Genomic DNA, 11,091 nt, shown 5'->3' on the forward strand with positions numbered 1-11,091 from the left:
AGCGCTACGGCGACGCCCCGCGCGGTGCCGGAGTCGGCCTGGGCCTCGCGGTCGCCCGGGGCTTCGCCGAGGCCATGGGCGGCACCCTCGACGCCGAGGACACACCCGGCGGCGGCCTCACCATGGTCCTCACCCTCCGCGCGGCAGGAGCGCGCCCTGTGCTTCTTTCCTCCGCATCCCAAGCCTCCGCACCCCAAGAAAGGCAGGCTCAATGAACCGGGTGCTCGTGGTCGACGACGAGCCGCAGATCGTTCGCGCCCTCGTGATCAACCTCAAGGCGCGCAAGTACGAGGTCGACGCGGCCCAGGACGGGGCCACCGCCCTCCAGCTCGCCGCGGCTCGTCACCCCGACGTCATCGTCCTCGACCTGGGGCTGCCGGACATGGAGGGCGTCGAAGTGATCAAGGGTCTGCGCGGCTGGACCCGCGTGCCGATCATCGTGCTGTCCGCCCGGCACTCCTCCGACGAGAAGGTCGAGGCACTCGACGCGGGCGCCGACGACTACGTCACCAAGCCCTTCGGCATGGACGAACTGCTGGCCCGGCTGCGGGCGGCCGTCCGCCGCGCCGAGCCCACCGGCGGCGGCGAGGACGAGGTGATGGTGGAGACCGAGGAGTTCACCGTCGACCTCGTCGCCAAGAAGGTCAACCGCGGCGGCAAGGACGTACGGCTGACCCCCACGGAGTGGCATCTGCTGGAAGTGCTGGTGCGCAACACCGGTCGGCTGGTCAGCCAGAAGCAGCTGCTGCAGGAGGTGTGGGGACCGTCGTACGGGACCGAGACCAACTACCTGCGCGTGTACATGGCACAGCTGCGCCGCAAGCTGGAGGCGGACCCGTCGCACCCGAAGCACTTCGTCACGGAGCCGGGGATGGGATACCGCTTCGAGAAGTGAGCTTTCGAGCTGTGACACAGGGGTTACGTGACTGTCGGTGCACCCCGGTAGGCTTCAGACATGAGTGCTGTTCCTCGTTCCGAAAAGCCGGTGGGCCGGTTCCGGCGCATGCTTGACCGGCTCTCCTCTTCGCAGGAGGACCTGGAGTCCGAGGAACTGCGGGAGGACGCCGAGACCGCGGGCTGTACGCGGATCGGCGACTGCCACGACCGACAGATCGTCACGGTTACTGGTACCTTGCGCACGGTCACGCTGCGGCCACGCGCGGGAGTCCCGGCCCTGGAGGCCGAGCTGTTCGACGGCTCCGCCGCACTCGACGTGGTGTGGCTCGGCAGGCGCTCCATCGTCGGGATAGAACCGGGGCGCAAGCTGATCGCATCGGGCCGGATCTCGATGAGCCGGGGCCGCCGGGTGCTCTTCAACCCGAAATACGAACTGAGACCCCTCGGACGGGAGTAGCCGGTGACGTCGCTCGACAAGCCGACTGAACACACCGAAGACACCGATCAGGACGCCCGCGCGGTCACGGAGGCCGCGCTGTTCGAGGCGTTCGGCGGTGTGCGGGGCATGGTCGAGACGGTGCTGCCGGGCCTGCTCTTCGTGACCATCTACACGATCAACAAGGACCTGCACCTGTCGGCGATCGCCGCCCTGGGCGTGTCCCTGCTGCTCGTCGTGGTCCGCCTGGCGATGAAGGACACCGTCAAGCACGCCTTCAGCGGTGTCTTCGGCGTGGCCTTCGGTGTCGTCTTCGCGATGATGACCGGCAACGCCAAGGACTTCTACCTGCCGGGCATGCTCTACACGCTGGGCCTGGCGCTGGCGTACATCATCACGACCCTGTGCGGCGTCCCGCTGATCGGCCTGATGCTCGGCCCGGTCTTCAAGGAGAACCTCTCCTGGCGCACCCGCAACCCCGGCCGCAAGAAGGCGTACGCCAAGGCCAGCTGGGCCTGGGGCCTGATTCTGCTCACCAAGTGCGCGATCCTCTTCCCGCTGTACTGGTGGGCCGACACCACGCAGCTGGGCTGGGTGCTGGTGACCCTGAAGATTCCGCCGTTCCTGCTGGCGGTCTGGCTGACCTGGGTCTTCCTGGCCAAGGCGCCGCCGCCCATCGACGTGTTCGCCGAGATGGAGGCCGAGGAGCGCGCCGAACAGGAGCGCCGGGCGTCCGCTGCACGGTCGGCCGAGTAGGCACACAGGCTGGAAAACGAGGGCGCCCGGAAATCTCCGGGCGCCCTCAGCCGTCGTATGGCTTGCTTCGGCTAGCTCGTCGCGTCTTCCCGCCGTACCGACAGCAGATCCTCCAGCTGCTCCTCCCGGGCCGGCGCGGCCACGAACAGCAGCTCGTCGCCCGCCTCCAGGGAGTCGTCCCGAGTGGGGGTGAGGACCCGGGTGCCGCGGATGATGGTGACCAGAGAGGTGTCCTCCGGCCACTGCACATCGCCGACCTGGGTGCCGGCCAGGGCCGACTCGTCCGGCAGGGTCAGCTCGACCAGGTTGGCGTCGCCGTGGCTGAAGCGCAGCAGGCGGACCAGGTCGCCGACGCTCACCGCCTCCTCGACCAGGGCCGACATCAGACGCGGGGTGGAGACGGCGACGTCCACGCCCCAGGCCTCGTTGAACAGCCACTCGTTCTTGGGGTTGTTGACCCGGGCGACGACACGCGGAACGCCGTACTCCGTCTTGGCCAGCAGCGAGACGACCAGGTTCACCTTGTCGTCGCCCGTGGCGGCGATGACGACGTTGCAGCGCTGGAGCGCCGCCTCGTCCAGGGATGTGATCTCGCAGGCGTCGGCGAGCAGCCACTCGGCCTGCGGGACGCGCTCGACCGAGATGGCGGTCGGCGCCTTGTCGATGAGCAGGACCTCGTGGCCGTTCTCCAGCAGTTCACCGGCGATCGACCGGCCGACCGCGCCGGCTCCGGCAATGGCGACCCGCATCAGTGACCGCCCTCCTTCTCAGGGCCCTCGGCGAACGCCGCCTCGACCTTCTCGACGTCGTCCGAGCGCATCATCACGTGCACCAGGTCCCCCTCCTGCAACACCGTCTGCGAGGTGGGCAGGATGGCCTCCCCGAGGCGGGTGAGGAACGCCACGCGGACGCCGGTCTCCTCCTGCAGCCTGCTGATCTTGTGGCCGACCCAGGCGTTGGAGGCGTGCACCTCGGCGAGCTGGACGCCGCCGGTGGGGTCGCGCCACAGCGGCTCGGCGCCGGACGGCAGCAGCCGGCGCAGCATCTGGTCCGCCGTCCAGCGGACCGTGGCGACCGTCGGGATGCCGAGGCGCTGGTAGACCTCGGCGCGCCGGGGGTCGTAGATACGGGCCGCGACGTTCTCGACGCCGAACATCTCGCGGGCCACGCGGGCGGAGATGATGTTCGAGTTGTCACCGCTGGAGACGGCGGCGAAGGCGCCGGCCTCCTCGATGCCGGCCTCGCGCAGGGTGTCCTGGTCGTAGCCGACCCCGGTCACGCGGCGGCCGCCGAACGAGGATCCCAGGCGTCGGAAGGCGGTGGGGTCCTGGTCGATCACGGCGACCGTGTGCCCCTGTTGCTCCAGGGTCTGGGCGAGAGCGGAACCCACTCTGCCGCAGCCCATGATGACGATGTGCACGACCGTCCTTCCGATATCAAGTTGCTGACTTGCCTTGATTAGGGTCTCAGACCGGCCACCAAGCTACACACGCACGGTCCGCGGAGGGCACCCCCCGTGCACGGTTTGCCCAGATCAGCGGCGGCTGATGCTCCACACGCTGAGGACGGTGAGGATTCCGAGGCCGACGAGTGCGGCGGTGGCGCCGATCAACTCCGCGATCGCAGACATGGGACCTCCGCTGGCAGGCGACGGGATGGTTCACGGGATGGCTTCTGACATAAGGGTTTTGTCATATAGGCATGGGGGGCGTCGTGTCGGCCGGACCCGTGGCCTGACGGGCCCCGTATTTCACTCGTGGGGCAGACGCCGGGAAGGCGGGTGGGCGAAGCCCTGTTCGAAGCCTTACGATCCTCTGTTGTGTCCAAACTGACCGACGTGCCCAAACGGATCCTGATCGGGCGCGCACTGCGCAGCGACCGGCTGGGCGAAACGCTCCTGCCGAAGCGCGTCGCACTCCCCGTGTTCGCCTCCGACCCGCTGTCCTCCGTGGCGTACGCGCCCGGGGAGGTACTGCTGGTCCTCTCCATCGCGGGCGTGTCGGCCTACCACTTCAGCCCCTGGATCGCCGCCGCGGTCGTCGTGCTGATGTTCACGGTCGTCGCCTCCTACCGGCAGAACGTGCACGCCTATCCGAGCGGCGGCGGCGACTACGAGGTGGCGAACACCAATCTCGGCCCCAAGGCAGGCCTCACCGTCGCCAGCGCCCTGCTCGTCGACTACGTCCTGACCGTCGCCGTATCCATCTCCTCCGGCATCGAGAACCTGGGCTCCGCGATCCCCTTCGTCGTCGAGCACAAGGTGTTCTGCGCGGTGGCCGTGATCCTGCTGCTGACGCTGATGAACCTGCGCGGGGTCAAGGAGTCCGGCACGCTCTTCGCGATCCCGACGTACGTCTTCGTCACCGGCGTCTTCATCATGATCATGTGGGGCGCGTTCCGCGGGCTGGTGCTCGACGACACCATGCGGGCACCGACCGCCGGGTACGAGATCAAGGCCGAACACGAGGGCCTCGCGGGCTTCGCCCTGCTCTTCCTCCTGCTGCGCGCCTTCTCCTCCGGCTGTGCCGCGCTGACCGGCGTGGAGGCGATCTCCAACGGCGTGCCGGCCTTCCGCAAGCCCAAGTCGAGGAACGCTGCGACCACGCTGGCACTGATGGGCCTGCTGGCCGTCACCATGTTCTGCGGCATCATCGGGCTGGCCATGGCGTCCAACGTCCGGATGGCCGAGAACCCGGCGCACGACCTGCTCGACAAGGGCGTCCCGGTGGGCTCGGACTACGTCCAGCACCCCGTGATCTCGCAGGTCGCCGAGGCCGTCTTCGGCAAGGGCAGCATCCTGTTCCTCGTGCTCGCCGCAGCCACCGCGCTGGTGCTCTTCCTCGCCGCGAACACCGCGTACAACGGCTTCCCGGTGCTCGGCTCGATCCTCGCCCAGGACCGCTACCTCCCGCGCCAGCTGCACACCCGTGGCGACCGCCTGGCGTTCTCGAACGGCATCGTGCTCCTGGCCGGCGCGGCCGCACTCCTGGTGTGGATCTACGAAGCCGACTCCACGCGTCTGATCCAGCTGTACATCGTCGGCGTGTTCGTGTCCTTCACGCTCAGCCAGACCGGCATGGTCCGCCACTGGAACCGCCACCTGGCCACCGAGCAGGACCCCGCCAAGCGCCGCCACATGATCCGCTCCCGCGCGATCAACGCGTTCGGCGCCTTCTTCACCGGTCTCGTCCTGGTCGTCGTCCTGGTCACCAAGTTCTCCCACGGCGCCTGGGTCGCGCTGCTCGGCATGGTGATCTTCTACGTGACGATGACGGCGATCCGCCGCCACTACGACCACGTCTCCCAGGAACTCGCCGCCCCCGAGGGCCCGAGCGACGACAGCCTCCGACCCTCGCGGGTGCACTCCGTGGTCCTGATCTCCAAGATCCACCGTCCCGCCCTGCGCGCCCTCGCCTACGCCAAGCTGCTGCGCTCGGACACGCTGGAGGCGCTCAGCGTCAACGTGGACCCGGCCGAGACCAAGGGCCTGCGCGACGAATGGGACCAGCGCGGCATCGACGTACCGCTGAAGGTGCTCGACTCGCCGTACCGGGAGGTCACCCGGCCGGTCATCGAGTACGTCAAGAGCCTGCGCAAGGAGTCCCCGCGCGACGTGGTCTCCGTGATCATCCCGGAGTACGTCGTCGGCCACTGGTACGAGCACCTGCTGCACAACCAGAGCGCGCTCCGGCTGAAGGGCAGGCTGCTGTTCACGCCGGGGGTCATGGTGACCTCGGTGCCCTACCAGCTGGCCTCGTCCGAGGTGGCCAAGAAGCGGGCCGGCAAGCGGCAGGAGTGGAACGCGCCGGGTTCGGTGCGGCGTGGTCCGGCGCAGGTGCGGCCGAAGGAGCCCAGCGGCAAGGACTGACGTGTGCAGGAGCACGTAGACTGGTGGGCTGTTGTCCAGCCGTAGTCCTTCTCATCTCTGGAGTCACCCCGCCATGCAGGCAGAACCGAAGAAGTCGCAGGCGGGGTCCCTGGTCGGGCGGGAGTACGAGGTCGAGATCGGCCCCGTCGCCCACGGCGGCCACTGCATCGCCCGCACCGAGTCGGGCCAGGTCCTGTTCGTCCGGCACGCGCTGCCCGGCGAGCGGGTCGTGGCCCGGGTGACCGAGGGCGAGGAGGGCGCGCGGTTCCTGCGCGCGGACGCGGTCGAGGTGCTCTCGGCGTCCAAGGACCGCGTCGAGGCGCCCTGCCCCTACGCCGGTCCCGGCCGCTGCGGCGGCTGCGACTGGCAGCACGCGAAGCCGGGTGCCCAGCGGCGCCTCAAGGGCGAGGTGATCGCCGAGCAGCTGCAGCGGCTCGCGGGCCTGACGCCCGAGGAGGCCGGCTGGGACGGCACGGTGATGCCGGCCGAGGGCGACAAGCTGCCGACCGGGCAGGTGCCGCAGTGGCGGACGCGGGTGCAGTACGCGGTGGACGCCGACGGCCGTGCGGGCCTGCGGCGGCACCGCTCGCACGAGGTGGAGCCCATCGACCACTGCATGATCGCCGCCGAGGGGGTCAGCGAGCTCGGCATCGAGAAGCGCGACTGGACCGGCATGGCCTCGGTCGAGGCGATCGCGGCGACGGGTTCGCAGGACCGCCAGGTGATCCTGACGCCCCGGCCGGGCGCGCGCCTGCCCATCGTGGAACTGGACAAGCCCGTGTCCGTGATGCGGGTGGAGGAGAAGGACGGCGGGGTGCACCGCGTCCACGGCCGGCCCTTCGTCCGCGAGCGCGCGGACGGGCGTACCTACCGGGTCGGGAGCGGCGGCTTCTGGCAGGTCCATCCCAAGGCCGCGGACACGCTGGTGACGGCCGTGATGCAGGGCCTTCTCCCGCGCAAGGGCGACATGGCGCTCGACCTCTACTGCGGCGTCGGCCTGTTCGCGGGCGCGCTCGCCGACCGGGTCGGCGACCAGGGCGCGGTCCTCGGCATCGAGTCCGGCAAGCGGGCCGTCGAGGACGCCCGGCACAACCTCGCCGGCTTCGACCGGGTCCGCATCGAACAGGGCAAGGTCGACTCGGTCCTGCCGCGCACCGGAATCACCGAGGTCGACCTCATCGTCCTGGACCCGCCCCGAACCGGCGCCGGCCGGAAGACGGTCGAGCACCTGTCGTCGCTGGGCGCCCGTCGCATCGCGTACGTCGCCTGTGATCCGGCGGCACTGGCGCGGGACCTGGGGTACTTCCGGGACGGAGGGTACCGGGTGCGGACGTTGCGGGCGTTCGATCTGTTTCCGATGACGCATCACGTGGAGTGCGTAGCGATTCTGGAGCCGGCAGGAAAGGGCGCCTGACCTGCTGCTTTGCAGTGGAGGCGGGAGGTCTCGACCTGTTTCGGGGGATCCAACAGGTCGAGGTCCCTGCCATGGCTTCACCTGCGATTTTGTGCTCGGGTGACGGGTGGGGCGGCAATCGGCGTGCTTGGTTTTCGGAATTCTTGACGCTCGTATGACGCTCATGATCTGCCGGTGGAGTCAACCGGCAGCGGGTCGTGAGACCCGTTGAAGGAAGGCTTGATTCGAAGACGCTGAACGCGGCTCCACCGCGATCACTCAGAGTGCTTGCGGTCGGTGTGGGGTCGGCCATCCGGTTAAGTCGGGCTGTACGGATTCTGTCTAAGTAGACTTAGACAGATACGCGTGGTCGATCGGGTGAGGGAGACTTCTGGTGGCCGAGAGCATGCTTGCCAAGCCCGAGGACGTGGTGGACCGGGATCGTGAGTGGGATCTGCTGACCGACTTCGTCACCGACCCGGATCCGGCGATGCGGCTCGGGATCGTGTCCGGGCGTAGGCGGCACGGGAAGTCGTATCTGCTGCAGGCGTTGTCCGAGCGGGTCGGCGGTCTGTATGTCACTGCGGTGCGGGAGGAGGGGCGGCTGCCGGCGATTCGGCGGTTCAGCGATGCCATCGCGGCTCATGCGGGTCTGCGGCCCGGCACGCTGCGCTTGGCCGACTGGCGCGAGGTGTTGTCCAACGCCCTTGATGTCACCGCCCGTTCGAAGACCCCGCTGCTGGTCGTCGATGAGCTGCCGTATCTCCTCCAGCACTCACCCGAGATTCCGGGCCTGCTTCAGCAGCTTTACGACGAACGCCAGCGTGGCACCGGCACTGGTTCAGTCCCCGGGCCTCGGGTGATCCTCTGCGGGTCCGCGATGAGTGTCATGCACGAACTGCTGGCGGGGACCAAGCCGTTGCGCGGCCGTGCGGTGATCGATCTGCGGCTGGGTGCCTTCGACTACCGGGCAGCGCGTGTCTTCTGGCAGATCGAGGACCCGCTGACGGCCTTGCAGGTCCACGCCGTCCTCGGCGGCGCTCCTGGGTATCGGCCGGTGGCGGCCCGCCCGCACCCGAACGACGGCTTCGCCCCGTGGCTGACCCGCACGCTCCTGGATCCGGGTCGGGCCGTCTACTCACGCACGGAGACCGAGTACCTGCTGCGCGAGGACCCGCGCATCACCCAGCACACCCTGTACTACGACATTCTCACCGCAATCGCCCAGGGCGCCTCCACACCCACCAAGATCGGCGCGGCCCTGGAACGTCAACGCAACGCCGTCACGCACCCGCTCGACGTGCTGGAGTCGACCGGCTACATCCAGCGCGAGCAGGACATCCTCCGCCCCCGCCACCCGGTCATCACCCTGGCCGACCCCGTCATCCGCTTCAACCAGCTCATCACCCTGCCGCAGGCTGCCACCGTCGAGCAGGGCTTCGCGGAACAGGCATGGCAGGCCGCCGCGCCGACCTTCAACTCCAAGATCCTCGGCCCGCACTTCGAGGACCTCGCCCGCACCTTCACCCGCCGCTACGCCCACACCCTTCTCCCGGGCGGCCTGCCGGGCCCGGTCGGCACAACCGAGGTCGCCGACCCGGCGGCTCGCACCAAGCACGAGGTGGACGTCGTCGCCCTGGCCCTCGGTGAGCGCCCGCAGGCCCCCGGTGCCAAGATCGTCCTCATCGGCGAGGCCAAGGCCACCGTCGCCCGCCGTGGCACCGGCGATCTTCAGCGCCTGGAGCACATCCGCGGCCTGCTCACCGAGCAGGGGTACGACATCGAGGGCGCCACGCTGGCTCTGTTCTCCCTGCATGGCTTCTATCCCGACCTGATTGAGTCAGCGGGGCGACGTGATGATCTCCTCCTGGTCGACCTGCCGGGTCTTTACGGGATCGGGTAGCCGTCAGAAGCACGTACCAGGGGACCGCGGGACAGTGTTCGGCTCGTAGAAGGATCAGTTGGAAAGTGCCTGGATTTCGGATGGCGACGCTTTGGCTCTGATCCAGGCCGCGAGCTTGTAGGTGCGTCACGCAGCGGCACGAGGAGGGGACCACGGAGGGCCCCGAGAGGCTCCGAAAGTTTCGGAAGCCCCGCACACGCTTGCGTTCTGTCCCTCCCGGATTCCATTCCATCCCTCACGCCGGTTCGTGTGAGAGGCAGCTTGACCAGCGAAGGCGCACTCATCAAGGCGTCCTCTGGTTAAGAAAATGTTTCCGAAAGGATGTCGAAAGTGTTGACAGGTTCATGAGGCTCTACGAAAACTGTGGCCACCGAACGACAGGAGTCCGTCGTTCCCCTCGCGTCATGTGACCGGGGACGCCGGTCGGTCGGTACCGCACGACGACGGGCGACCCCCGCCGTGTTCCATGCAAGGCCGCCGGGCAGCAGAAGCCGCCCGGTCCCCACCAGCCTTCATCGGGAGGATGCATGCAGCAGGACGGCACGCAACAGGACCAGATCCAGCAGAACCCCGCTCCCCTCAACGGCGTGAGCCGACGAGGCTTCCTCGGCGGCGCCGGCACCGTCGCGCTCGCCACCGCGTCCGGGCTGCTGCTGCCCGGCACCGCCCACGCCGCCACCACCATCACCACCAACCAGACCGGCACCGACGGCATGTACTACTCGTTCTGGACCGACGGCGGCGGCTCCGTCTCCATGACGCTCAACGGCGGCGGCAGCTACAGCACCAAGTGGACCAACTGCGGCAACTTCGTCGCCGGCAAGGGCTGGAGCACCGGCGGACGCAGGACGGTCCGCTACACCGGCTACTTCAACCCGTCGGGCAACGGCTACGGCTGCCTCTACGGCTGGACCTCGAACCCGCTGGTGGAGTACTACATCGTCGACAACTGGGGCAGCTACCGGCCCACCGGCACCCACAAGGGCACCGTCTCCAGTGACGGCGGCACGTACGACATCTACCAGACGACCCGGTACAACGCCCCCTCCGTGGAAGGCACCAAGACCTTCCAGCAGTACTGGAGCGTCCGGCAGTCGAAGGTGACCAGCGGCTCCGGCACCATCACCACCGGCAACCACTTCGACGCCTGGGCCCGCGCGGGCATGAACATGGGCCAGTTCAAGTACTACATGATCATGGCCACCGAGGGTTACCAGAGCAGCGGAAGCTCGAACATCACGGTCAGCGGCTGACCTCTGTCCGGCGAACAACCGGCTGCGGGCCCCGTCCTCGTGACGGGTCCCGCAGCCGTGGTCGTTGCGGACGGCGGGGTGGGTTCAAGGCGGCCTCGAACTCCTGGCACTTTGGCGTCCCAGCCACGGCGCGACGCTCAGCAACTCGTTGCGGGAACGTCATTGCGCCGGGCGGACCGGCCTCAGGTTCCCGCTTCCTCCACGACCCCCTGGGCCGGGCCGCGCAACTCGTCCAGCGACTCCGGCGGACGTCGCCGAAACTTCTCCCGGTACAGCGCGAGGTCCTCGGAGATCGGGCCCGAGAGCCCGCTCGGCGTGGGTGCGGCGTGCTGTGGGCAGGAGGGCATGACTCCATTATGGCGGCCGGAGAAGCGGTGAGGGTCATGATGCGCGAGCCTGCGTCCGGAGTGAGCGGGAGCGGGCTCGTGCAGGTGAGCTGGTCGTGGCAGCCTGTTCCGCGGTATCGACGTGCATCGCAAGCGCTCGCAGATCGCCGTGGTGGGTCACGACGGTGCGGTGCGAGTGAACCGGAACGTGCCCAATGGCGTCCGCACCGTTCTGGGGGTCATCGGGGACCTGCCGATC

11 protein-coding genes are annotated in these 11,091 nt (G+C 68.6%); 8 read left to right on the forward strand and 3 right to left on the reverse strand.

All coding sequences use genetic code 11. The features are described 5' to 3' along the window. From ACTWQJ_RS36055 to ACTWQJ_RS36070, 4 genes are all read left to right on the forward strand, one after another. Positions 1-215: ATP-binding protein (locus ACTWQJ_RS36055; protein WP_443310671.1), on the forward strand; the 215-nt coding region annotated here is incomplete at its 5' end. Further along, the gene (locus ACTWQJ_RS36060) at positions 212-895 is read left to right on the forward strand and encodes a response regulator (protein WP_443310672.1); all 684 of its coding nucleotides are present in this window, start codon (positions 212-214) and stop codon (positions 893-895) included. The genes ACTWQJ_RS36055 and ACTWQJ_RS36060, both read left to right, overlap by 4 nt. Before the next feature lie 60 nt (positions 896-955). Further along, on the forward strand, positions 956-1,354 hold the full coding sequence (locus ACTWQJ_RS36065) for an OB-fold nucleic acid binding domain-containing protein (RefSeq protein WP_105968602.1): 399 nt from the start codon (positions 956-958) through the stop codon (positions 1,352-1,354). 3 nt (positions 1,355-1,357) lie between these two features. Beyond that, complete coding sequence (locus tag ACTWQJ_RS36070) at positions 1,358-2,089, forward strand: DUF3159 domain-containing protein (protein ID WP_409469208.1); 732 nt, start codon at positions 1,358-1,360, stop codon at positions 2,087-2,089. Between the two features lie 71 nt (positions 2,090-2,160). On the opposite strand, the gene ACTWQJ_RS36075 is transcribed toward ACTWQJ_RS36070, so the two are convergent. Beyond that, the gene (locus ACTWQJ_RS36075) at positions 2,161-2,838 is read right to left on the reverse strand and encodes a potassium channel family protein (RefSeq protein ID WP_409469207.1); all 678 of its coding nucleotides are present in this window, start codon (positions 2,836-2,838) and stop codon (positions 2,161-2,163) included. Further along, positions 2,838-3,509 (reverse strand): potassium channel family protein, encoded by a 672-nt coding sequence (locus tag ACTWQJ_RS36080; RefSeq protein WP_129801021.1) that lies wholly within the window; start codon positions 3,507-3,509, stop codon positions 2,838-2,840. Before ACTWQJ_RS36080 ends, ACTWQJ_RS36075 begins: the two co-directional genes overlap by 1 nt. A 399-nt stretch (positions 3,510-3,908) precedes the next feature. Between ACTWQJ_RS36080 and ACTWQJ_RS36085 the strand changes: the two genes are divergently transcribed. From ACTWQJ_RS36085 to ACTWQJ_RS36100, 4 genes are all read left to right on the forward strand, one after another. Next, positions 3,909-5,957, forward strand: a complete 2,049-nt coding sequence (locus ACTWQJ_RS36085) for an APC family permease (protein ID WP_443310673.1) — start codon at positions 3,909-3,911, stop codon at positions 5,955-5,957. A gap of 73 nt (positions 5,958-6,030) precedes the next feature. Further along, positions 6,031-7,371 carry a class I SAM-dependent RNA methyltransferase gene (locus ACTWQJ_RS36090; protein ID WP_443310674.1) on the forward strand — a complete coding sequence of 447 codons (1,341 nt, stop codon included), beginning with the start codon at positions 6,031-6,033 and terminating at the stop codon, positions 7,369-7,371. 385 nt (positions 7,372-7,756) lie between these two features. Next, positions 7,757-9,253, forward strand: a complete 1,497-nt coding sequence (locus ACTWQJ_RS36095; RefSeq protein ID WP_443310677.1) for an AAA family ATPase — start codon at positions 7,757-7,759, stop codon at positions 9,251-9,253. 527 nt (positions 9,254-9,780) lie between these two features. Then, complete coding sequence (locus tag ACTWQJ_RS36100; RefSeq protein WP_443310675.1) at positions 9,781-10,506, forward strand: glycoside hydrolase family 11 protein; 726 nt, start codon at positions 9,781-9,783, stop codon at positions 10,504-10,506. A gap of 182 nt (positions 10,507-10,688) precedes the next feature. Here the strand turns inward: ACTWQJ_RS36100 and ACTWQJ_RS36105 are convergent, their stop codons facing one another. Continuing rightward, positions 10,689-10,853, reverse strand: a complete 165-nt coding sequence (locus ACTWQJ_RS36105; RefSeq protein ID WP_443310676.1) for a hypothetical protein — start codon at positions 10,851-10,853, stop codon at positions 10,689-10,691. Positions 10,854-11,091 lie beyond the last annotated feature (238 nt).

It is taken from the genome of Streptomyces sp. KR55 (genome assembly GCF_052245645.1).
Classification (GTDB): Bacteria; Actinomycetota; Actinomycetes; order Streptomycetales; family Streptomycetaceae; genus Streptomyces; species Streptomyces flavusporus.